Annotated in this window: 23 protein-coding genes and 1 pseudogene; 8 read left to right on the forward strand and 16 right to left on the reverse strand. The window is 69.6% G+C overall.

The features are described from left to right. Positions 1 to 62: 62 nt before the first annotated feature. Positions 63 to 1,043, reverse strand: a complete 981-nt coding sequence (locus OG496_RS06380) for an aldo/keto reductase (RefSeq protein WP_405969948.1) — start codon at positions 1,041 to 1,043, stop codon at positions 63 to 65. Positions 1,044 to 1,227: 184 nt separating this feature from the next. Here OG496_RS06380 and OG496_RS06385 point away from each other — a divergent pair, with 184 nt between their 5' ends. After that, positions 1,228 to 2,223 carry a helix-turn-helix domain-containing protein gene (locus OG496_RS06385; RefSeq protein ID WP_405969949.1) on the forward strand — a complete coding sequence of 332 codons (996 nt, stop codon included), beginning with the start codon at positions 1,228 to 1,230 and terminating at the stop codon, positions 2,221 to 2,223. On the opposite strand, the gene OG496_RS06390 is transcribed toward OG496_RS06385, so the two are convergent. Beyond that, on the reverse strand, positions 2,130 to 2,933 hold the full coding sequence (locus tag OG496_RS06390) for a nuclear transport factor 2 family protein (protein ID WP_405969950.1): 804 nt from the start codon (positions 2,931 to 2,933) through the stop codon (positions 2,130 to 2,132). The genes OG496_RS06385 and OG496_RS06390 overlap by 94 nt on opposite strands. Positions 2,934 to 3,174: 241 nt before the next feature. Here OG496_RS06390 and OG496_RS06395 point away from each other — a divergent pair, with 241 nt between their 5' ends. Then, complete coding sequence (locus tag OG496_RS06395) at positions 3,175 to 3,825, forward strand: TetR family transcriptional regulator (protein WP_405969951.1); 651 nt, start codon at positions 3,175 to 3,177, stop codon at positions 3,823 to 3,825. A 40-nt stretch (positions 3,826 to 3,865) separates the two neighbouring features. Here the strand turns inward: OG496_RS06395 and OG496_RS06400 are convergent, their stop codons facing one another. The 6 genes from OG496_RS06400 to OG496_RS06425 form a co-directional block, all read right to left on the reverse strand. Further along, the gene (locus tag OG496_RS06400) at positions 3,866 to 4,147 is read right to left on the reverse strand and encodes a hypothetical protein (RefSeq protein WP_405969952.1); all 282 of its coding nucleotides are present in this window, start codon (positions 4,145 to 4,147) and stop codon (positions 3,866 to 3,868) included. A 36-nt stretch (positions 4,148 to 4,183) separates the two neighbouring features. Then, on the reverse strand, positions 4,184 to 4,483 hold the full coding sequence (locus OG496_RS06405; RefSeq protein ID WP_405969953.1) for a trypco2 family protein: 300 nt from the start codon (positions 4,481 to 4,483) through the stop codon (positions 4,184 to 4,186). Positions 4,484 to 4,679: 196 nt separating this feature from the next. Then, positions 4,680 to 5,636, reverse strand: coding sequence for a DUF4232 domain-containing protein (locus OG496_RS06410; protein WP_405969954.1), 957 nt, complete (start codon positions 5,634 to 5,636; stop codon positions 4,680 to 4,682). A gap of 208 nt (positions 5,637 to 5,844) precedes the next feature. Further along, entirely contained in the window at positions 5,845 to 6,258 is a 414-nt protein-coding gene (locus OG496_RS06415) for a VOC family protein (RefSeq protein ID WP_405969955.1), read from the reverse strand. Then, a complete protein-coding gene (locus OG496_RS06420; protein ID WP_405969956.1) occupies positions 6,255 to 6,839 on the reverse strand; it encodes a dihydrofolate reductase family protein in 585 nt (194 codons plus the stop codon). Before OG496_RS06420 ends, OG496_RS06415 begins: the two co-directional genes overlap by 4 nt. A 209-nt stretch (positions 6,840 to 7,048) precedes the next feature. Further along, the gene (locus tag OG496_RS06425) at positions 7,049 to 7,813 is read right to left on the reverse strand and encodes a DeoR/GlpR family DNA-binding transcription regulator (protein ID WP_366492186.1); all 765 of its coding nucleotides are present in this window, start codon (positions 7,811 to 7,813) and stop codon (positions 7,049 to 7,051) included. Positions 7,814 to 7,902: 89 nt separating this feature from the next. Here OG496_RS06425 and OG496_RS06430 point away from each other — a divergent pair, with 89 nt between their 5' ends. The 3 genes from OG496_RS06430 (at position 7,903) to OG496_RS06440 (ending at position 10,579) form a co-directional block, all read left to right on the forward strand. After that, the gene (locus OG496_RS06430) at positions 7,903 to 9,114 is read left to right on the forward strand and encodes an MFS transporter (RefSeq protein WP_405969957.1); all 1,212 of its coding nucleotides are present in this window, start codon (positions 7,903 to 7,905) and stop codon (positions 9,112 to 9,114) included. A gap of 82 nt (positions 9,115 to 9,196) precedes the next feature. Then, positions 9,197 to 9,832: an HAD family hydrolase gene (locus tag OG496_RS06435; RefSeq protein WP_405969958.1), complete on the forward strand. Its 636-nt coding sequence runs from the start codon at positions 9,197 to 9,199 to the stop codon at positions 9,830 to 9,832. 63 nt (positions 9,833 to 9,895) lie between these two features. Continuing rightward, positions 9,896 to 10,579: a DUF6461 domain-containing protein gene (locus OG496_RS06440; RefSeq protein ID WP_405969959.1), complete on the forward strand. Its 684-nt coding sequence runs from the start codon at positions 9,896 to 9,898 to the stop codon at positions 10,577 to 10,579. A 72-nt stretch (positions 10,580 to 10,651) separates the two neighbouring features. Here the strand turns inward: OG496_RS06440 and OG496_RS06445 are convergent, their stop codons facing one another. The 3 genes from OG496_RS06445 to OG496_RS06455 form a co-directional block, all read right to left on the reverse strand. Then, positions 10,652 to 11,437 (reverse strand): hypothetical protein, encoded by a 786-nt coding sequence (locus tag OG496_RS06445; RefSeq protein ID WP_405969960.1) that lies wholly within the window; start codon positions 11,435 to 11,437, stop codon positions 10,652 to 10,654. 55 nt (positions 11,438 to 11,492) lie between these two features. Further along, a complete protein-coding gene (locus OG496_RS06450) occupies positions 11,493 to 12,023 on the reverse strand; it encodes an RNA polymerase sigma factor (RefSeq protein WP_405969961.1) in 531 nt (176 codons plus the stop codon). A gap of 132 nt (positions 12,024 to 12,155) precedes the next feature. Next, on the reverse strand, positions 12,156 to 12,629 hold the full coding sequence (locus tag OG496_RS06455; protein WP_405969962.1) for a cytochrome P450: 474 nt from the start codon (positions 12,627 to 12,629) through the stop codon (positions 12,156 to 12,158). A 140-nt stretch (positions 12,630 to 12,769) separates the two neighbouring features. Here OG496_RS06455 and OG496_RS06460 point away from each other — a divergent pair, with 140 nt between their 5' ends. Then, positions 12,770 to 12,913 (forward strand): hypothetical protein, encoded by a 144-nt coding sequence (locus OG496_RS06460; RefSeq protein WP_405969963.1) that lies wholly within the window; start codon positions 12,770 to 12,772, stop codon positions 12,911 to 12,913. 533 nt (positions 12,914 to 13,446) lie between these two features. On the opposite strand, the gene OG496_RS06465 is transcribed toward OG496_RS06460, so the two are convergent. The 4 genes from OG496_RS06465 to OG496_RS06480 form a co-directional block, all read right to left on the reverse strand. Next, the gene (locus tag OG496_RS06465) at positions 13,447 to 14,340 is read right to left on the reverse strand and encodes a dihydrodipicolinate synthase family protein (protein WP_405969964.1); all 894 of its coding nucleotides are present in this window, start codon (positions 14,338 to 14,340) and stop codon (positions 13,447 to 13,449) included. 64 nt (positions 14,341 to 14,404) lie between these two features. Beyond that, positions 14,405 to 15,730, reverse strand: a complete 1,326-nt coding sequence (locus OG496_RS06470) for an aminotransferase class I/II-fold pyridoxal phosphate-dependent enzyme (RefSeq protein ID WP_405969965.1) — start codon at positions 15,728 to 15,730, stop codon at positions 14,405 to 14,407. Between the two features lie 292 nt (positions 15,731 to 16,022). Continuing rightward, positions 16,023 to 16,622 (reverse strand): YdcF family protein, encoded by a 600-nt coding sequence (locus OG496_RS06475; RefSeq protein ID WP_405969966.1) that lies wholly within the window; start codon positions 16,620 to 16,622, stop codon positions 16,023 to 16,025. 31 nt (positions 16,623 to 16,653) lie between these two features. After that, complete coding sequence (locus tag OG496_RS06480; RefSeq protein WP_405969967.1) at positions 16,654 to 17,220, reverse strand: hypothetical protein; 567 nt, start codon at positions 17,218 to 17,220, stop codon at positions 16,654 to 16,656. Positions 17,221 to 17,476: 256 nt separating this feature from the next. Here OG496_RS06480 and OG496_RS06485 point away from each other — a divergent pair, with 256 nt between their 5' ends. Then, entirely contained in the window at positions 17,477 to 17,908 is a 432-nt protein-coding gene (locus OG496_RS06485) for a YybH family protein (protein ID WP_405969968.1), read from the forward strand. A gap of 223 nt (positions 17,909 to 18,131) precedes the next feature. After that, positions 18,132 to 19,135 (forward strand): annotated as a pseudogene (locus OG496_RS06490) (IS5 family transposase). A gap of 19 nt (positions 19,136 to 19,154) precedes the next feature. Here OG496_RS06490 and OG496_RS06495 read toward each other — a convergent pair. Then, positions 19,155 to 20,117, reverse strand: coding sequence for an LLM class flavin-dependent oxidoreductase (locus tag OG496_RS06495; protein WP_405969969.1), 963 nt, complete (start codon positions 20,115 to 20,117; stop codon positions 19,155 to 19,157). Positions 20,118 to 20,126 lie beyond the last annotated feature (9 nt).

Genomic DNA, 20,126 nt, shown 5'->3' on the forward strand with positions numbered 1-20,126 from the left:
CGTCAGGCCCTCGAACTGCACCCGGCCGGGCGGACGGTGGCCCCACGACAGCGAACCGTCAGTCAGAAGAACGTGGGCCGGCGTGTCACGTACGGCTCCTCAAGGGAGTCGATCTCCTCGGCCGTCAGCTCGATGTCGAGCGCGGCCACGGCATCCGCGAGGTGGCGGGGTTTGGTCGCGCCCACGATCGGGGCGGAGACGACCGGGTTCTTCAGGACCCAGGCCATCGCGATCTGGGCCATCGACACACCGCGGGCCGAAGCGATGCGCTGGACGGCTTCGACGATGGCCTGGTCGCTGTCGAGGAAGATCGGGCGGTTCTGCTGGTCGACCGTGCGGTTGAGTTCCGCACGCTGTGTGGTGCGTTCGCCCCAGGGGCGGGTGACCAGTCCCCCGGCCAGCGGGCTCCACGGGATGCTGCCCACGCCCTGGTCGGCGAGCAGGCCGAACATCTCGCGTTCCTCCTCGCGGTGGATCAGGCTGTACTGGTCCTGCATGGAGACGAAGCGGGTCCAGCGGTTGGTCTGCGCGGTGTGCTGCATCGTGGCGAACTGCCAGGCCCACATGGACGAGGCTCCGATGTAGCGGACCTTGCCCGCCTTGACCACGTCGTGCAGTGCCTCCATCGTCTCCTCGACCGGGGTCTCCGGGTCGAAGCGGTGGATCTGGTAGAGGTCGACGTGGTCGGTGTCCAGGCGTCGTAGCGAGGCGTCGATCTGTTCCATGACGGCCTTGCGGGACAGGCCCGATCCGCCCGGGCCCTCGTGCATCGGCGCCCACAGCTTGGTGGCCAGCACGATGTCGTCGCGCCGGGTGTACTTGCGCAGCGCCCGCCCGACGATCTCCTCCGAGGTGCCCAAGCCGTAGATGTTCGCGGTGTCCCAGAAGGTGATGCCGAGTTCGACGGCCTCGCGGAAGACCGGCTCGGCCGCGGTGTCGTCGAGTGCCCAGGTCGTTCTCTTGGAGGGGTCGCCGAAGCTCATGCCGCCCAGGGCGATCCGGCTGATCTTGAGCCCTGACGTTCCCAGTCGCGTGTAGTCCATGGCTTGCTCCACTTCGGTGCGGGGGCTTGTGCGACGTGCCTGTGCGGGTGTTCCAGAGGGTTGTCGCCTTCACGCCCCCACCGTGGCACTAATCGCCGCCCATAGCCTCCCACCAGGGGATTCCCGCTGTTACAGGTACTGCCAGGGCCTCTCACGCACGCGGAAACGGACGTGCCTTTGCGCGATGGACGCCCGCACCGAGTTCCGCGACTTCCTCACCTCCCGCCGCGCCAGGATCACCCCCGAGCAGGCCGGTCTGCCCGTCCACGGCGGAACCCGTCGGGTGACCGGTCTGCGTCGCGAGGAGGTCGCGCTGCTGGCCGGTGTCAGCGCCGACTACTACATCAAGCTGGAACGCGGCAACGCCCGCGGCGTCTCCGACAGCGTCCTGGAAGCCCTCTCCCGCGCCCTCCACCTCGACGAGGCCGAGCGCGCCCACCTGTTCGCCCTGGCCCACGCCGCCGACACCGGCACACGGACGGCCGCGCGCACCCCCAGACCCCACGTGCGCCCCAGCGTCCAGCGCATCCTGGACTCCATGGCCACCACCCCGGCCTACGTCCGCAACCGCCGCCTGGACATCCTGGCCACCAACCGCCCCGGCAGAGCCCTCATCAGCCCGATCCTCGCGACCCCGCGCCGGCCGCCCAACGTAGCGCGCTTCATGTTCCTGGATCCCGCGGCCACCGACTACTACCCCGACTGGGAACGCATGGCCGCCGGCACCGTCGCGATCCTGCGCGCCGAAGCGGGGCGCGCCCCCCACGACAAGGCGCTGACCGACCTGGTCGGCGAACTCTCCACCCAGAGCGACCTGTTCCGCACCCGCTGGGCCACCCACAACGTCCACCTGCACCGCGGCGGCACCAAACGCCTCCACCACCCCGTCGTCGGCGAACTCACCCTCTACTACGACGCCCTGCAACTGCCCGCCGACACCGGACTGACCATCATGGCCTACAGCGCGGAACCCGCCTCACCTACCATCAACACCCTTGCCCTGCTGGCCAGTTGGGCCGCGCGCGGCGACGAGAGCGACGGCTCCGGTTCGGGGACGAGGCCCCTTTCCGTTCCCTGGCCCGGTCCCTACGCCCCCTGGAACCAGGGTCCTGCTTCCGACTTCGGAAGCCGGCCGCGCGGGCAGTCGCACACACCTCGGCGGCCAAGGCCCGGTGGGTGACGCGCGGCCTGTAGCGCCCGCGCGTCACCCACCGGGGAAGGGCTCAGTGCTTGGGCTCCGTGCTTGTTGACCGCCGAGGCCCAGTCGAAGTTCACGCCCATGTCGGAGTACATCTTCGAGTAGCCGACGAAGCAGTTGAACTGCTCGACCTTGCCGTCGTGCAGGTACCAGAAGTCAGCGGTCGGTGCGTCGACCCTGTGGCCGTTGCCCTTGACGACGCCGCCCGTCGGTGACTGGAGTTGTCCGTCGAACGTGCCCTGGATCGACAGTTCGATGCTGATCACGTCGCCGTTCACGGTGATGCGCTTGAGGTCACGGTGGACGTCGGAGAAGAGGCTCTTCATGTAGGGCAGAACGCTGCCGAGTGCCGTCCCCCGATAGGCCTGGCCGGCGACCATGTCGTTGAAGACGCCGTCCTTGGCGAAGCTGCCGACGAACGTCGGGACGTCGATGTGGCTGCCCTCCGCCACGTTGTAGTCGCGCAGGACGACGGCGAGGTTGTGCCGCTCGTGCTTGGTCAAGTGGCGGTCGGTGAGCGGCAGTTCCGCCAACTGACGGGAGGTCAGGTCCGGGACCGCCGAACTGCCCTGCACCGCCGCCTTGTTGTGGGCGGAGCTTGCGGCCTGTGACGGCACGGCGGCGATGGAGAGACCGCCCAGGATCGCTATCGCGGTCGCGGCGGTGATCGACTTCCGGCTGAGCAGCTTCATGTCGTGTTCCTCCAGATTTGCCGGGAGGGTCCGAGGCGCGTCGCAACGACCTCGACCCCTCGCGGGCTCTTAGTAAATCAAACGCTCGCTTGACTTTATGAACGGCAGTGCAGGCTGTCAAGCCGCTGTTTGAATTGTGTGACTGCGCGGCCCCGGAGGGGGGCGCGGCAGCACGTGGGCGGCCTCGATCCGTGAGGCGACTGTTTGACAATGCACTCAAGCAACCGCTTGAATACCTGCCATGACCAGGGTGGAAAAGACAGACCTGCGCCGCGAGGCCGGTCAGCGGACGCGGGACGGTCTGCAGGCCGCCGCCCTGGAGTTGCTCGCGCAGCGAGGCCAGGACGGCTTGACGCTCCGCGAGATCACAGAGCGCGCCGGCGCCAATGTCGCGGCGGTGAGTTACCACTTCGGTTCGCTGAAGGCGCTGTGCGACTCGGCGATCGAGCACGCGTTGGAACGGTATCTGGACGCTCAGATGCAGGCCATCGATTCTCTTGGCTCCGCTCCGACCCTCCAGGAGGTGGCGGCGGCATTCGCCGGGCCGATGGTGCGCGCGCTCGCGGCCGGTGGACAGGATCTGGCCGTGATGCGGACCGTGGCGCGCGTCGGCATCGATCCGCCCGAGGGGTGGGAGCGGCTGACCGGCAAGTTCGTCCAGAGTCGCCGGGATGTCCTCCGGGTGCTGACGCCTCACATTCCCGGAGTCGACGAGCAGGAACTGAACTTCCGTACGCGCTGCGCGGCCGGCCTGCTCAACTGGCTTGCCCTGGCGCCCATCGGCGCGGAGCTGGCCGCCATGTCCGCCGAGCAGATCGAGCGGCAGTTGGTCCCCGTGGTGGCCGGGGCGTTCCGCGGGGACACCGGCGGCGGCTCCCCCTCGACCTCGTAGTCGGGTACTCGGCAGGGCTGGTGCGGAGCAGCCGTGCGCCTCAGCCCGTCGTCGGGCGCCGGGCCGGGCAGACCGTGGTCCGGATGCCGGGGAGCGTAGGGACGGACGTGCCCGGCGGGACCTGGCGCAGGACGAGTCGGCGCAGGTCCGGCAGGGCGGCGGTCATGGCCGGCAGGTCCGCTTCCGGCGGCCAGTCGAGGACGACCGAGCGGACGCCGTCCACCTCGTCGAAGCGCACCTTGCGCGCCCCTGACACCAGGCTCAGGTGACGTACCCGCAGTCCGGCCGGGAGGCGTTCCCGACCGCGCGGGCGGGACGCCACGCACAGGCTGTCCAGCTGTACGCCGGGCAGACGCGCTCATCGCTCGCCGTCGACTTCCTCGCCGGAGATCAGCGGCCTGCGGTCCGGTACACCGGACTGCCGGGGATCCAGCACCAGCTTGATCCGCTGGGTGGAGGTGTGGGACACCTTGCCCTCGGTGCCTAGTTCCGCGACCCAGAACCTGACCTTGCCCCCGGCGCCGCCCTCCTTGCCCACGGAGAGGGCCAACTCCAGCTCGACCGGGCCGAGTTCGAACCGCAGCCCGGCGTCCTCGCCGGCCCGCATGGCCTCGGTGAGTTCCGCCCTCAACTGGGCTATCAGTTCGGTCAGTTCCACGCCCGCCATCGCAACCATCCCCGTTCCCACCGGCGTTGAGCTGTAGCTGTACGCGACACGCAGGCCCGAATTCAACGTACAACAGTCCGTCGCCGGACGCCGGTGATCGTCCCTCCAACTCTCGGGAGGGGTCCCGAGAGACGCCCATGACGTACCTCCGAGCGGACGACACCAAGCCGACTTTCGCGGGGTCCGCTCAGTGCTCGTCCTTCTGCCACGCCGTGACCCCGAGCTTTCCGGTGGTTCCGAGGTCGAGGTTCGGGGTCACGATCACCGGGTCGGCACCGGCTTTCGCCCGGACCCGCACATAGGGCACGTTCACCGGTGTGCCGAACTCGGTGGTGTTGTGCCAGACCAGGCTGGCGGTCGCCGACTCGCCGGGCTTGAGCGTGACGGGACCGGGCTGCTTGTCGTCCACGCTGCCGGGGGTGATCTCGCCGCCGCCGTCGACGATCTTGACGCCGTCGACGTGCTTGAAGTCGTCGTCCAGGAGCTCCAGCAGCGGGTGGCCGTCGACGTCGTAGTCGCGCGTGCCGCAGTTGTCGAGATGCAGGCCCACGACGCGCAGCCCCATGGCCGCGTCGCCCCGGTCGGCGCTGACCCGGATCCCGGAGGCGGGGCAGGTGCCCGGTGCGGCCGGCGCCTCGCTTGAGGGGACCTTGCGCACTTCGAGCACCTTGGCCTGTGTCACCCGCGGTGTGGTGGGCGGCAGTTCGCCGGCCCGGATCGTGCCTCGTACGGTCTTTCCGGGGCCGACGTCGCGGACGGTCGCGGTCTGGTTGGCCATGGCCCCGCCGTCGGCACTCATGAAGGTGATGACGACCGAGTAGGTCAGGGTCTCGGTGCCCTTGTTGGTCACCTCGTAGGTGGCGGAGATCCCCGAGTCCGCGGTGAGGCTATCGGCGGAGACGGAAGTGCTGCGGGTGGGCGACGGGGAGGCCGACGGGAGGGTCAGGGAGGTGACCCGTACGCCGTCCTTGCCCGGGTCGTCGACCTGCGTGCGGGACGACGGTTCGGCCGTGGCCGCGCCGGTGTTCCCGGAGCCCGCGCGCTCCGTCCCGCAGGCCGTGAGCAGCAGCGCGGTCGCCGCGAGGGCCGACAGGAAGGGGGCGGTGCGGGCGAGAGCCGGGCCGAGTGTGGCGGGTCTGGGCATCCGGTCATCTGATCAGCGCGTCAACCCCGCACATGTGATGGAGGCCATAATTCCAGTCACAGGGCTGTCACAACTTCGGTGGCGGCGCGGGTGGTTGGGCGATTCCGGCCACCGTCACCCGCCATGGCCGATGGGGTGGGCTGTTGTCTCGCGTCGCACCGCGGTCGCGTCGAGAGGGAGCTTCGTCACCGCACGGAACGTGGCCGCCTCAGGCGAAGTCTGCCGCGGTGATGCTGTCGGCGTGTCCGGGCGGCCACTCCACCAGCTCGATCCGGTAGCCGTCCGGGTCGGTGAGCCACGACGTCTTCGGACCGTGGGGGCCGCCCGGGTGCTGGGCGGGTCCCGGCTCCAGGCCGGCTTCGGTCAGCGTCTCCAGAGTGGTGGCGAGTATGTCCACCTGGATCGCGAGGTGGTCGAAACCGCTGCCCACGTCGACCGGTCCGTCGCCGGGGCGGTGGACCAGTTCGAGCGAGGCCGCCGGTTCGCCGGGGAAGTTGAGGATCACGAGGCGAGCCCCGGCGCCGAGGTCGACCCTGCCCAACTCGACGTAGCCCAAGGCGGTGTAGAAATCGAGCGAGCGGTCCAGGTCGGTGACGCGGTAGGAGACGAAGAGCGTCTTCACGCGGCCTCCCCGGTTCGGCGCACCCGGTAGCGGAGGTGCGTGACGTCCCGGTCCTCAAGCCGCCGGACGAGGTCGAGTTCGATGTGATCGCCACCCAGGTGGTCGAAGAGCCGTCGGCCGTCCCCGAGGAGTACCGGAACCAGGTGGATCTCCATCTCGTCCACCTGCCCGGCCCGGAGGAGCGCTTGCGCCGCGCCCGCCCCATGGACCATGACCGGCCGGTCCCCGGCGGCCGCGCGAGCCTGACGGGCGCAGTCCTCGACATCGGTGACGAAACGCGCGTGGCCGGGTGGCACGTCCCCGTCGTCCACCCGGTGAGTGAGGACGAGGATCGGCACACCGTCGTGATGGTCGCCCTGCCAGCGCCCGGCGAGTTCGAAGGTCCGGCGTCCGGAGATCACTGCGCCGGTCGCCAGCGCCTCGCGGTAAACCTGCCCGCTGGGACCGTCGGATTTCCGGTCGTCGAGCCAGTTGAAGAGCCGTCCACCATCACGCCCCAGCTCCTGCCCCGGCCGATCGTCCGGCCCGGCGATATAGCCGTCGAGCGACATCGACATGTACAGCCGAATCGGGGTGCTCATCCTGACCTCCACCTCTCTTCCAAGGCACCGGGACCCGCCGCCTCCTGATCCGCCGGCGGGGCGGGCATGTCACGGGGAGGACTCCAGGCAACCGGCAAACTCATCGGCCCGACCCACCGACCCTGCCGCCGGGCCACCGAGGGGGTACGAGTCTTCGCGGGGAGGCGGATCTCACCTCCCGTGGCCGCATCTCACGACCGACGGTCCGGTCAGACGGCCTTGACGACGGTGCCGGTGTCTTCGAGTGCCGTGACCTCGTCGGCGGGTGCCGCGGTGTCGGTGACCAGGGTGTGCAGGAGGGTGGAGGGGCCGACGTAGGCGTAGGCGGTGTGGCCGAGTTTGCTGCCGTCGGCGGCGACGATGACGCGGCGCGTGGCGGCGATGCCTGCCTTCTTCACGGCCGCGTCGTCGAGGTCGTAGGCGGTCAGGCCCTGAGCCGCGCTGAGACCGCAGCAGCCCATGACGGCGGTGTCGAATCGCAGTGCCGCGAGGGACGCGAGGGTGAGGGGGCCGGTGAGGGCTCCCTCGGCGGCCCGGGGCTGCCCGCCGGGCACCATCAGCGTGGCCGGGCCCGGGCCCTCCCCGAACACGTGGATGGCCTGCAACGACAGAGGCATCACCGTGACCGGCCGCCGGCGCAGCAGGTGGGCGATCTCCAGGCAGGTGGTGCCGCTGTCGAGGAGGACGGTCTCGCCGTCGGCGATGAGCGCGGAGACCTCGGCGGCGATGCGGCGCTTGGCGTCGACGGCCTCGTGGGCACGCAGCGCGAAGGGCGGCTCCTCACCCCTGAGCAGCAGGGTGCGCGCGCCGCCGCGGACGCGTTCGAGGACGCCTTGCGCGGACAGCGCGTCGAGGTCGCGCCGGATGGTCATCTCGGAGGCGCCGGTCAGTTCGACGAGTTCCTGGACCGTGACCCTGCCCGACTCCCTGACGGCCTGCGCGATCGAACCGTGCCGGTCTGCGTTGCTGCTCATACCGCGATTGAACACCAACCAAAACGAACACTCAATATGTGCGAAGCGACAGTATTCAATCGCCATAGATGTTCGTTACCGTGGTCGACATGAATGATTCGCTCCGAGGCGCCCGCATAGCGACCTTTGTCTACTTCAGCCTGTGCGGCACTCTGATGGGCACCTGGGTGGTGAACATCCCCGCCATCGAGGAACGCGTGGGCATCACGCACGCGACGCTCGGCGGGCTGCTGGTGCTGCTGGGCCTCGGCGCCTTCATCGGCATGCAGGTGGCCGGGCGTCTGACCGACCGTCTCGGGGCGCGCGTCGTCGTCCCCGCCACCGCCGTGCTGTGCAGCGCGGCCCTGGTGCTGCCCGGTCTCCCCCGGGACCCGTGGACTCTGGGCGGTGCCCTGCTGGTCTTCGGATTCTGCAACGGCTGCCTGGACGTGAGCATGAACGCCCACGCCGTGCACGTGGAGAAGGCGTACGGCCGGCCCGTCATGTCGGCCTTCCACGCCACGTTCTCGGTCGGCGGCGTCCTCGCCGCACTCGTCGGGGCGGCTACGGCGAGCGCCGGCCTGAGCCCGGCAGCGGGCATGGCCGCCATGGGAGTCCTGGGCATCACGATCGCCCTGATATCGGCACGCGCCCTGTTGCCGGCCGAACCCACCACCACCGGCACCGACCCTGTGGAGAAGGTCGAGCACGCACCGGCGTCCGACCGCAGCACCACCCACAGCACCCGCAGGCGCATCTGGATCCTCGCGGCCCTCGCCCTGATGGTCATGCTGTGCGAGGGAGCCGCCAACGACTGGAGCGCGCTGCACCTGAAGGACGTCCTCGGCGCACCCGCGAGCGTCGCCGCCTTCGCCTACGGCACCTTCGCGGCGACCATGACCATCGGACGGCTGCTCGCCGACCGCCTCGTCACCCGGTTCGGGTCCATGGCGATCCTGCGCCACGGCGCGACGACGGCCGCGGTCGGCATCACGATCGTGACCGTCTCCCCATGGACATGGGCCGCGTTCGCGGGATGGGCGCTGTTCGGTCTGGGGCTGTCCGGCTGTGTCCCGCAGTTGTTCAGCGCGGCCGGGCACGCCGACCCCGCAGCCGCGGGGGCCAACGTCTCCCGCGTCGCCGGGCTCGGCTACGTCGGCATGCTCGCCGGTCCCGCCGCCATCGGCTGGCTGACCCACCTCGTCGCCCTCAACCACGCCTTCGTCCTGCTGATCCTGCTGTGTGCGACCACCGCCGTGGCCGCCGGGATCCTGCGCACCGGATCCGACCGCACGCCCGAGCTGGCACACGGCACCCACTGACCGCCTGTGCGGCACGGCTCACTCCGTGCCGCACAGGCTTGTCCTCCCGCCCCGGCCACCAGAACCCGGAGGAAATCCCACCATGTCGACCGCCCGCAGCATCGTCCTGTTCGACCTCTTCGGGGTCATCGCCCGCCACCAACGCCCGGGCGCCCAGGGCAAGATGGCCGCCCTCTGCCACACACCCACCGACGCCTTCACCACGGCCTACTGGGACTGCCGCCCGCCCTACGACGCCGGTCGGCAGTCCGCGTCCGAGTACTGGACCGCCGTACTGCGACGGCTGTCCCTGTTCACCGACGCCGACACGATCGAGGAACTGCGCCTCACCGACATCGACAGTTGGTCGCGCGTCGACGACCGGATGGTCTCCTACGTCCGGTCCCTCCGCGATGTCGCCGAGATCGCCCTGCTGTCCAACATCCCCTCGGACCACGCGGACGCCTTCCTCGCCGCGCAACCCTGGCTGCGTCTTCTGGACCACGTCGCCTTCTCCGGGAAGATCAGGGCAGCGAAGCCGGACCCGGCAGCCTTTCAGCACTGCGTCGACGCCCTGCGGGCCACCCCGACCGACTTCCTCTTCGTCGACGACCGAGAGGAGAACGTGCGCGTCGCACGGGCCATGGGCATGAACGGACACGTCTTCACAGGTCGCGACGAGTTGGCGGCGGTCATCGACAGCTGGTTGCCGACTCGACGATCCACGTGGAATGCGTGAGGGCTGTGACAGCGCCAGCCCGTGTCACGGCCGTTGTCAGTGGCAGCGGTCAGACTGTGCCGTATGACATCGGTGACCGCTCGTGACTATGCCTGGATACGTTCCTCTCCGTTGTTCGACTGCGCGTTGGAGATCGGGTACACCCTGTCCCTGGTGCGGGGCGTCGTCCCGAGGGAGGTGCTGCGGGTGATGGAGGCGGAGCCCCAGGGCAGTTGCACGGGGGCGGACGAGTTGATCGAGCGGCAGGACGAACTGCGCGACCCGGAGGACTACTCGGACGAGTCCTTCATGGCGGGGGCATTCACCGTCCCGGGCGAGGGCGGTGACTGGACGCTCGTCCTGCACGTCGGAGAGGGGGGAATGGGGATGCAGTCGCGCTTCCTGGAAGCCTTGACGGACGGCGGGTGCGCCGCGGTGCACTCCAGCAATGGCGGCAAGCCCATGCACTTTTTCCATTGGTACGAGGACGGGGAACTCCGGACCACCTTCGAGTGGCCCACGGTCAGGCACGGCAGCACTCCCGATGCCCTCAACTCGGCTATGCGCGAGGTCGGTTACGTACTCTCGGACGATGAGGACGGGACGAGCGGGACGAGCGAACGGGTCGACACCAAGGCAGCAGCTTTCGCCCTCTCCGAGCGGCTGACCGGGGTTCGGGTGACGGAGGAACTGCTCCAGGGCGCCGAATACCAACTCGGATATGTGCCCGAAGAACCCCCCAGAGAAATCGCGGGCGGGCAGGGCTGAGGCGCCGTGAACCGTCAGACCCCACCCGGTCCGACGGTCCACGTGATCCGCGAGGCGGCTCGCCCGGTCCGGTCAGTCGAGCAGGGTGTCTCCCCGCACCGTGCGCGTCGAGCCGTCGGCCAGGTGCAGGGTGAGGGTGCCGGTGATCGCGCCGTCGGGGTCGCCGTCGGGCCACCAGGCGGTGAAGCGGCCGTCCTGGATCGTGGCCTCGATCGTGTGCCCGTGGTCCCGTACGGTGATGCCCTCGACGTCCGAACCCGCCCAGCCGACCACGTAGTTGAGCTCCTCGTCGCCGCTGCCCCGGGAACCCAGCGTGTCCACCTTGATGTGTCCGTCGGGCTGTTGGCGCACCGGGGAGATGCCCATCGACGCGCCGCCGTCCGAACCGGCCAGGCAGTAGGCCGACACGTCGCCACGCGTGACGACCATCGAGGCGACCTTCCCGCGCAGGTCCGCGTTGCTGATCACCGGCTCGGTGCCGGTGCCGTTCAGGTCCGTCGCGTCCAGGCACCACTTTCCGGCGGCGGAGGCGCGCGCGGCGGCGACGTCCACGTTCTTGGCGGTGCCGGTCCAGCTGGCGAGTTCCGAGGAGGACAGCGGGCCCGAACCGCCCATGCCGGGCACACCGCCGTTCACCGCGACCAGCGCGAGGCCGGCCGCGAGTGCCCCGGCCGCCGTGAAGGAGAGTCGTCGTACCAGCGGGCGGCGGAACGTGACGCCGACCGAGCGGCCGGGACGCTCGTCGTCGTCGAGGATGGTCCGCAGCAGCGTCTCCTCGCGGTCGATCTCCTGGGCGGACGGCGTGCGGCGCGGAGCGGCGTCGAGGTCGGCGAGGCGGGTGAGCAGGTCATTGGTCATGAGAAATCCTGGCTTCCTGTTCAGTGCGTGGAACGTGCGAGAGGAGCGCGTGGGGTCAGCGCGTGGAGAGGGAAAACGCCGACGACTCGGCGACGGCGTGGCCCAGTTGGCCGGCCAGGCGCCGCTTCGCACGGGTCAGGCGCATGGAGTACGAGGCCCGCGTGCAGCCCAGTACCCGTGCCGCCTCCTTGGCGGTGAGGTCCTCCCAGACGTGCAGCGCGAGGACTTCCTGATCGGCCGCAGCGAGCGCCTGCCAGGCCTCGACCAGCTCCAGCCGACTGTCTACGCCGTCCGTCGGGTCGTGGGCGTCGATGGTGGCGGTGGCGGTGCGACCGATGTGCACGACGAGCGCGGACTGCCGGCGCATACCCCGGTTCGCGTTCAGCATCAGATTGCGGGCGGTGCCGAACAGCCACGGCCGCGCGTCCTCGGGCACCTCGCGCCGTCGGCGCCATGCGGCAAGGAACGTCTCACCGACGACGTCATCGACGTTCATCGGATGCGCGCGACGGCGGACGAACCGCAGCACGTCCTCGTAGTGCGCCCGGTACACCTCGGTGAACTGGGCTTCGGTGGCGATGGGCATGTGCTTCCTTCCCTGGCGTCTGCCCCTACATGTCCGGCGCGCGTACGGGTGCAACAGGCGCTCAGGAAAACCGTGTTGGGAATCGGACGCGGCTGAGCGCTCTGCCCCCATCGGCGACAAGGGCAGAGCCTCTCAGCCGGGGTCACGCGCCCGGGGCGTCTCCCGGCTCGGGCCGGAACGGGCACTCGTCGGCGTGGGTCGCTGCGCCGAGGGCGCTCGGGGAACCGTCGGTCGGCATGCGCGCATGTCGGCGGCATCGTCCGACGGCGGGGTGAAGGCGACGTCGAGGCGGGTCAGGCCGCGGAAGTTGAGGCTGCGCTGCCACTTCGGGGGCTCGGCGGTGTCGAGACGCAGGTCGGGGAGGCGGGCGAGGAGGGCTTCCAGGACGATCGTGCCCTCCAGCCGGGCCAGCGCCGCGCCGAGGAAGAAGTGCGGGCCGTGTCCGAACGCCATGTGCCGGCCGCCGGGCCGCTCGAAGTCCAGCACATGGGGGTCGGGGAACACGGCCGGATCCCGGTTGGCGGCGCCGCACACCAGGAGCACCGTCTGCCCTTCGGCGATGGCGCGGCCCGCGAGGTCCAGGTCGTGCCGGGCGCGACGCCGCATGAGCTGGACGGGGCGTCGTAGCGCAGGAGTTCCTCGACCGCGGCGGGCAGCAGGTCCGGCCGCTTGCGCAACTGCTCGGCCGCGTGCGGGTGGTGGAGGAGGGCGAGGGTGGCGTTTCCGATGAAGTAGGTGGTGGTCTCGTGGTCGGCGATCAGCAACAGGGCGCAGTTGGCGAGAAGTTCGTCGGGGTCCTGGTCGGTGTTCTCGGCCTGACGGTCACCAGGGCGCGCAGGCTGTCCGGGGCCGGCGGGGTGTCCGGGCTGGTGAGGAGTCCGCGGAAGTAGGCGAGCATGTCCGCCATGCTCTGCGAGGCCTCGTGGTCGCGGTCCGACGATGGCGGGCAGCCGACTGCTGATACCGCCGGTCAGCAGCGGTCCGCAGGTGCCGGCCGCGGCCAGCAGCAGCCCGGTCGCTACGGCAGGGGCGTGGCCCGTACGTCAGTACTCCCGCGGTCAGCGCGGCGGCGTACAGCCGACAGGCCGCCGCGATGACCTTCCGGCCGTCCCGGGCGAGGTCCAGCGGGCGCGCGACGAAGGGGCCGAGCAGGTGCGGGGCGGTGATGCAGGCGCCGAGCACCCCGGCGAGCGTCCTGGAACCACCGGACGAGGTGACGAGCAGAACGACGGCGACCACCGCTCCACCGTCGGCCGTACGGGCGAGGGCCGCGGCGACGACGTAGCGCGCCAGGCCGTTGCCGCGCCTGCTACCCCTCCCATCCCGGCCATCCCTGCCGCCCTGACACCCTTTCCGAGCGAAGGCGGAACTTCCCATACCCTCCGCGTACTTGATATGTGCTGCTCACCCATGTGGTTCGTGCTCAGGAGGTGAGCCCGAGGGCGTCCAGCGCGGCGACGACCTCCTGGCGAGCGGTCTCGTCCAGCCCTCGCAGGGGACGCGGCAGATTCGGTTCGCCCGTCAGGCCGAGGTGGGAGGCGGCAGCCGACATCACACGCAGGCTGCCGTGGCGGCGGAAGAGGGCCCACAACGGTTCGAGTCCTGCGGACAGTTGGTCCGCCTGGTCCGCGTGACCGGCCTGGGCGGCTCGGGTGAGGGCGAGCGCGGTCTGCGGGAAGGTGCCGCCGAGGACCGAATACCAGGCGTCACAACCGGAGTTGAGGCCACGGACGGCCGTCCAGTCGCCGCTCACCCCGATGGTGACGGTGTCGGGAATCAGCGCACGCAGCGCGCCGACGCGGAGTTCGGCCTCGCGCGGGTCCTCGGGCACACCGGGGATCTTGATCGAGCCGACGTTCGGCAACCGCGCGATACGGCCGTGCAGTTCGTCGGTGAAGTGGACGTGCGTGGTGCCCGGGTTGTCGTAGACGCACAAGGGCACGGAAAGTTCGCGCGTGACGTCCTCGTACAGGCCGAACACCTCATCCTCGGTGAGCAGTTGATACGTCATCGGGGCGAGCAGCACTCCGGAGGCACCCGCCTTCTGAGCGTCCTCGGCCAACTCCAGTACCTGCGCGGTACGCAGCGCGCCGATACCGACGATGACGGGAACCCCGTCGGCGGCCCCCACCGCGATCTTCGCGGCGCTGGCGCGTTGCTCCCGGGTGAGATAGGCGTAGCCGCCGGTGGAGCCGAGCGCGCCGATGGAGTCCACGCCTGCTGCGGCGAGGCGGGCGACGAGCGCCGCGTACGCCGTTTCGTCGATGCCCTGCTCGCTGGTGGGCGTGAGGGGGAAGGCGCTCAATCCGCGGAACATGATGGCTCCTTGAGTGAGGGGAGAGAGAAATGGGCGGGCGAAGTGGGCAGGCGGATCGTGATGGTCAGGTGTCCGTGGAGCGCAACTCCGCTACGACCGCGGCGAGTTCGGCGGCGAATGCCTCGGCCTGCGCCTTCGTGACCGTGGAGGCGGTGACCCGGATCGCGCCCTGATGGGCGGCCGGATCGGGCGCGAAGAGGTGACCGGGCCGCACCGCCCAGCCCCGCTGCGCGAGAGCTGCGACCACGGCTCGTGCGTCGACGTCGAGTTCGACCCATACGTTCAACCCGTCCGGCCGGTACGGGACTTCGATGCCCTGGGCGCGCAGCCGCTCGACGAGCAGGCCGCTGCGCCGGGCGTAGAACTCGCGGGCCCGTTCGTGGAGTTCGTGGACCCGGGGATCCAACAGGAGTTCACGGGCGGTGTGTTGCAGCAGGCGGCTGACCCAGGTGGTGCCGGCGCTCAACCGCGCCTCCAGGCGCGCGGTGGTTTCGGCGTCGGCGGCGACGAGGGCGAGGCGCAGATCCGGTCCGAGGAACTTGGACACGGACCGCACCAACGCCCAGCGTGTACTGCCCGGCGGGGTGACCCGGTGGTACGGCCGCGCGGAGACCGCCGAGAAGTGGTCGTCCTCGATGACGAGAACCTGAGGGTGCTCCGCGAGGATCGCCCGCAGGTCGGCCGCCCGTTCCTCGGTGAGGCTCGCGCCGGTCGGGTTGTGGGCGCGGGGCGTGCAGACGACCGCGCGGGCACCGGCTTCCAGGGCGGCCCGCAGCGCGTCGGGGCGCATACCGGCGCCGTCGACCGCGACGGGTGCGGAGCGGTATCCGCTCAGCCGCAACGTCCCGATGCTCGCCAGGAAGCAGGGGTCCTCGATCGCCACCAGATCCCCGCGGGTGAGGTGAGCGTTGAGCAACCGCTCGGTGGCATCGACCGCTCCGTGCGTCACCAGCGTGCGGAACGGCTGGTCGATGTCCTCCGCGAAGTCGGCGCGGGCCCATGCGTCCAGCCCCGGGTCGATCGCGGGCTCGCCGTACAGCGGCGGGCTGTAGTCCCCGCGCCGAGCGGCTCCCAGGAGGTCGGGCAACAGCATCGGGTCGGGATTGCCGCTGGCCAGGTCGACGCAGTCACCCCCGACGCCGGCACCAACACCCTCCCGCGCGAGCTGCGGCACAGCCGCGACTACGGTGCCGCCACGCCCCCGCGTCTCGGCCACCCCCGCCTCGACAAGCCGCCGGTACGCGAGGGCGACCGTGTTCCGGTTGACCCCCAACTCGGCCGCGAGCACACGCACCGGGGGCAGACCGGCTCGCGGCGCCAACTCACCCGAAGCGACCTGATCCCGCACGCTGCCCGCGATCTCGGCCGCGGTGGTGCCCTTGATGCTCACGTGATCAGCTCCGCCCGAACAGGAGGTTTCGTCCTATGCCAAAGTTTGTCCTAGGCCAAAGATACGGCATGGGTGGGCGCGGAGGGCATATGGGTCGCGGGTTCGGAGTGAGGGGGGTGGGAGGGGTGGGGGGTGAGCGGATGAGTGTGGGTGAACGGATGACTGGGCGACTACGACCCGGCTACGACTCCGTGTCCATGTCCATGTCCATGTCCATGTCCGCAGCGGCGATCGGCGCCGTCAGGCCAACGCCCGTGGGAGGCCGAACACCCTTGTGGAGCACAGCGGTTGTCTACTGCGAGACCTTCCGTTCGTCGGCCTTGAGGCCGCGCAGTGTCCACAGTCCGTACAGGGCCAGCAGCGGCTTGACGACCACCCACTCGCCGGGGCGGTAGTCATCCGCACGCACCAGCCTCGCCGCGAGATCGGGGCGCTGCCGCCGTAGGTACGCACGGGCCTTGAGCGCATGAGCCGGTTGGGAGGCGATCTTGATACGGTCCACGTCTTCAAGCAGTGGGATCACGTTCGTGATGTTCTCCCACGTCGTCGCGCTCTGGTCTTCCAGGAGCACCGTGCCGTCGAACCCGAGCACCGACTTCGCGTAGTCGGCCATCAGTTGGGCCTCCGCAACACCTCTGCCGGGCGCACCGCCGCTGAAGATCACGCACGTCCCCTGCACACGGTCAGCGTCGATGGAGCGAATGCCGGCACGGACTCGCCACCGGTTGATCAAGTTCGCCGTCGCCTGGGGATTCCGGTACCCCAAGACCACTACGGCCTCCGAACCGCCCTCGCTGTTGCCCACCAGAACCCGAGACCAACGCCAGTTCAACCACTCGCCCCAGGCCAGGGCCGCTACCCCGGCCATCGCCAGTCCCGTCCTTCGCCGCATGCGGCGACTCTAGGACACCTCGCCAGTCGGCTTACGCGATATGGCGGTTGATGAATCCGTGCCACATGGCGGAGGCGTGTTCCGGGGTGTCCCGGTGGCCTCCCGCGAAGCCGAGCAGTTCTTTGACGGGGCTCACGAAGGCGTCGAACAGCTGGAGTTGCCCCAGGCGCGGGAAGATCTCGTCGTCCCACTGCAGGTGGAAGAGGACCGGTGCGGTGATGGCGGAGGCGTCGTTCAGGACGCGGCGCGGGGCGTGAAGTCCCGGATTAATACCAGGAGTTGATCGCGTGCCGAACTTCCCGAACACCGCGCACCTCAGCCCTGTCCCGAGGGCGCGTGCGGCAGCGAGGCCGAAGCGCGTGCCCATGGACAACCCGAAGTACGCCTGACGTGTCGAGTCGGCGATCCCGGTGCCCACCAGCAGGTCACGCGCGGCAACCCAGTCGTCAGCCATGCGGTCCAGCACCCGGCCGATCCCCTCGGCAGCCATCCGCCTCTGGTACTCCACCGGCGGGAGAGGCGATGCCACCCGCTCGCCGTGGAACGGACCGTCGATCGCTACGGCCGCACAGCCGGACGAGGTGATCCGGTCGGCCATCGACAGGACCCGGTCGCTGTGTCGATGCCCGCTGCCACCGTGCCCCAGCAACACCAAAGGGACTGCCCCGGACCGACCGTTCGGCGTCCACACGGTGCCGGGAATGGTCGACTGCGGCCGGTTGATCACGAACGAACGCCGTGTGGAGTGCGCAGAACCCGCGCGACAGTCGGACCAGACCACATGCTGACTCACATCGCCATCACAACACGAGGAACTCCAAGCCCGCCACGATTGTTCGTGGCTTCGACTGTTCATGGCTTCGACACTGGAGAGGGCCGTCCCCATGTCAGATCTCGTGCCAGATCCGGTCTCAGATCTCGCTGCCGAGCTCACGGCGTTCATGACGCGGTACGAGCAGGCAACCAACACTCACGACATCGATCGCGTGGCGCCGTTGATCGATACGGATGCCGTCTACTGGTTCTCCGACGGCTCCCATCGGGGCCTGGTCGAGATCATGGGAGCAATCGAGCAGACCTTCGCGGCCATCCAGGACGAGGTGTACGAGATCAAGGAGCTTGAGTGGGTCGTCCTGGCCGCCGACCACGCCGTGTGCCGATATCGCTTCTCCTGGACAGGGGTGGTCGACGGCCGACCCCGGTCCGGACAGGGACGGGGCACGAACGTGCTGGTGAAACGGGAGGGCGGGTGGTGGAAGATGCAGCACGAGCACCTGAGCTCCTGATCGGCCGGCCCGCTGACCCGTCGGACATTCGAGGCGGTCTGACCACCCCGGTGCCGAGCCGCCCCGCACGCAGGGCGGCAGAACACTCAGCGCCAGCCCAGCTCCGGTGCCACCTGGGTCAGGATGCTCTCCAGCACATGGGCGTTGTAGGGCCTGTGTGATGTCGTGATCAATCGTGCCGATCTGGATCCGTCTGGAACGCGGATCCGGTAGGAAGGCGTTCGTGACGCGCAGGCAACTCAGCGACGAGCAGTGGCAGTTGATCGAACCGTTCCTGCCGATAGGCGATTACGGTCCGTACCCTGAGCGGCTGCGTAAGCAGTTCGAGGGGGTGATCTGGCGGTTCCGCACCAGCAGCCAGTGGCGGGAGATGCCGGGCGAGTTCGGCCCATGGCCGACGGTCTACGGCCGCTTCCGCGTCTGGAGGGACGCCGGCGTCTTCACCGCATTACTGGAAGGCATGATCGCTGAGGCCGCCCGCCAGGAGCAGGCCGACTTGTCCCTGGTCAGCGTGGACTCCACCACCGTCCGTGCCCACCACGACGCCGCCGGGATGCGCATCGGCAAGGAAGTCATGGACGCCCTCGAGGAAGCCGCCGCCGACCAGGAACGGGCCCGGCAAAAGGGGGCGGCCCGCCGGAACAGAACGGACAGGACGGACGCGACGCCCCCGGCCGGGAAGAACTGCGGCACCTCAGGCGACGGCGCAAGCTCCGTCTGAAGGAAGCCCTGCTCGGCAGGTCCCGAGGCGGGCTGACGAGCAAGATTCATCTCGCTGCGGACCGCAAGTGCCGTCCCTTGTCGTTCGTCCTGACCGCGGGACAGGCTGCTGACAGCCCGCAATTCGCCCCCGTGCTGCAGAAGGTGCGGGTCCGTCTGCCGGTCGGCCGTCCCCGAACCCGGCCCGGGGCTGTCGCCGCGGACAGGGCCTACTCATCCCGCGCCAACCGCTCCTACCTGCGCAAACGCAGCATCAAGGCCGTCATCCCGGAGAAGAAGGACCAGGCCGCCAACCGGAAGAGGAAAGGCAGCCGGGGCGGCCGGCCCACAGGTCACGACGCCGATCTCTACAAGGAACGGAACACCGTCGAGCGCCTGATCAACAAGCTGAAGGCCTGGCGGGGCATCGCGACTCGATACGACAAGACGCCCGAGAGCTATCTCGCCGGCCTCCACCTCCGCGCCTCGATGATCTGGATCAACGACCTGCTGCAAGCAACCGCTTGATCACGACATCACACAGGCCCTAGTCGACCCCGAGCTGGTTCGGGACGGTCAGCAGGAGGGTGTCCGCGGCCTGGATGGCCTCGTCCTCCTGGAGTTGCTTCACCAGCACGTCCGGCTCGGCGGCGTACGAGCGTCCGAAGATCGCCCTGGTCGTGTCGTCGATCATGCCGACCTGGTCCCGCGAGTTGCGGTCGTTGCCGAAGTAGGCCCGGTCCATGTCGTCGGTCAGGGCGAAGATGCTGCGGCTGACCGACACCCGGGGCTCGCGCGTGTGGCCCGCCTCCTTGTACGCCTCGCGGTACGCCTCGATCTGCTTGCGCTGCTGGACATGCAGCGGCTCGCCCGTCTCGTCGTCCTTCAGCGTGGAACTCTGCAGGTTCATCCCCAGCTTCGCGGCCCAGACGGCGGTCGCGTTCGAGCTGGAGCCCCACCAGATCCGTTCGCGCAGCCCCTCGGAGTACGGCTCGACGCGCAGCAGCCCCGGCGGGTTGGCGAACATCGGCCGCGGGTTCGGCCGCGCGAACCCCTCCCCCTCGATCACCTTGAGGAAGGCCTCGGCGTGCTGGCGGGCCATGTCCGCGCCGGTCTCACCCTCCGCAGGCTCGTAACCGAAGTAGCGCCAGCCGTCGATCACCTGCTCCGGTGAGCCACGGCTGATGCCGAGCTGCAGTCGGCCGCCGGAGATGAGGTCGGCCGCACCCGCGTTCTCGGCCATGTACAGCGGGTTCTCGTAGCGCATGTCGATCACGCCGGTGCCGATCTCGATCTTCGAGGTCCGCGCGCCGATCGCCGAGAGCAGCGGGAACGGGCTGCCCGCCTGCTGCGCGAAGTGGTGCACGCGGAAGTACGCGCCGTCCACGCCGAGTTCCTCGGCGGCGACCGCCAGGTCGATGGACTGGTGCAGGAAGTCGGCAGCGGACCGGGTCTTGGAGTGCGGACTCGGCGACCAGTGACCAAAGGAGAGAAAACCTATCTTCTTCACACAGCCTGA

The sequence above is a fragment of the Streptomyces sp. NBC_00988 genome (genome assembly GCF_045162645.1).
Classification (GTDB): Bacteria; Actinomycetota; Actinomycetes; order Streptomycetales; family Streptomycetaceae; genus Streptomyces.

Bases quoted from the DNA above. Each gene is read 5' to 3' on its own strand.
- OG496_RS06450 (WP_405969961.1), bottom strand. From the start codon at position 12,023: ATGCCCATCGCCACCGAAGCCCAGTTCACCGAGGTGTACCGGGCGCAC.
- OG496_RS06475 (WP_405969966.1), bottom strand. From the start codon at position 16,622: ATGCGGCGAAGGACGGGACTGGCGATGGCCGGGGTAGCGGCCCTGGCC.
- OG496_RS06420 (WP_405969956.1), bottom strand. From the start codon at position 6,839: ATGAGCACCCCGATTCGGCTGTACATGTCGATGTCGCTCGACGGCTAT.
- OG496_RS06395 (WP_405969951.1), top strand. From the start codon at position 3,175: ATGACCAGGGTGGAAAAGACAGACCTGCGCCGCGAGGCCGGTCAGCGG.
- OG496_RS06485 (WP_405969968.1), top strand. From the start codon at position 17,477: ATGGCTTCGACACTGGAGAGGGCCGTCCCCATGTCAGATCTCGTGCCA.
- OG496_RS06385 (WP_405969949.1), top strand. From the start codon at position 1,228: ATGGACGCCCGCACCGAGTTCCGCGACTTCCTCACCTCCCGCCGCGCC.
- OG496_RS06435 (WP_405969958.1), top strand. From the start codon at position 9,197: ATGTCGACCGCCCGCAGCATCGTCCTGTTCGACCTCTTCGGGGTCATC.
- OG496_RS06480 (WP_405969967.1), bottom strand. From the start codon at position 17,220: ATGGCCGACCGGATCACCTCGTCCGGCTGTGCGGCCGTAGCGATCGAC.
- OG496_RS06425 (WP_366492186.1), bottom strand. From the start codon at position 7,813: ATGAGCAGCAACGCAGACCGGCACGGTTCGATCGCGCAGGCCGTCAGG.
- OG496_RS06430 (WP_405969957.1), top strand. From the start codon at position 7,903: ATGAATGATTCGCTCCGAGGCGCCCGCATAGCGACCTTTGTCTACTTC.
- OG496_RS06445 (WP_405969960.1), bottom strand. From the start codon at position 11,437: ATGACCAATGACCTGCTCACCCGCCTCGCCGACCTCGACGCCGCTCCG.
- OG496_RS06390 (WP_405969950.1), bottom strand. From the start codon at position 2,933: ATGAAGCTGCTCAGCCGGAAGTCGATCACCGCCGCGACCGCGATAGCG.
- OG496_RS06440 (WP_405969959.1), top strand. From the start codon at position 9,896: ATGACATCGGTGACCGCTCGTGACTATGCCTGGATACGTTCCTCTCCG.
- OG496_RS06465 (WP_405969964.1), bottom strand. From the start codon at position 14,340: ATGTTCCGCGGATTGAGCGCCTTCCCCCTCACGCCCACCAGCGAGCAG.
- OG496_RS06410 (WP_405969954.1), bottom strand. From the start codon at position 5,636: ATGCCCAGACCCGCCACACTCGGCCCGGCTCTCGCCCGCACCGCCCCC.
- OG496_RS06380 (WP_405969948.1), bottom strand. From the start codon at position 1,043: ATGGACTACACGCGACTGGGAACGTCAGGGCTCAAGATCAGCCGGATC.
- OG496_RS06455 (WP_405969962.1), bottom strand. From the start codon at position 12,629: ATGCGGCGTCGCGCCCGGCACGACCTGGACCTCGCGGGCCGCGCCATC.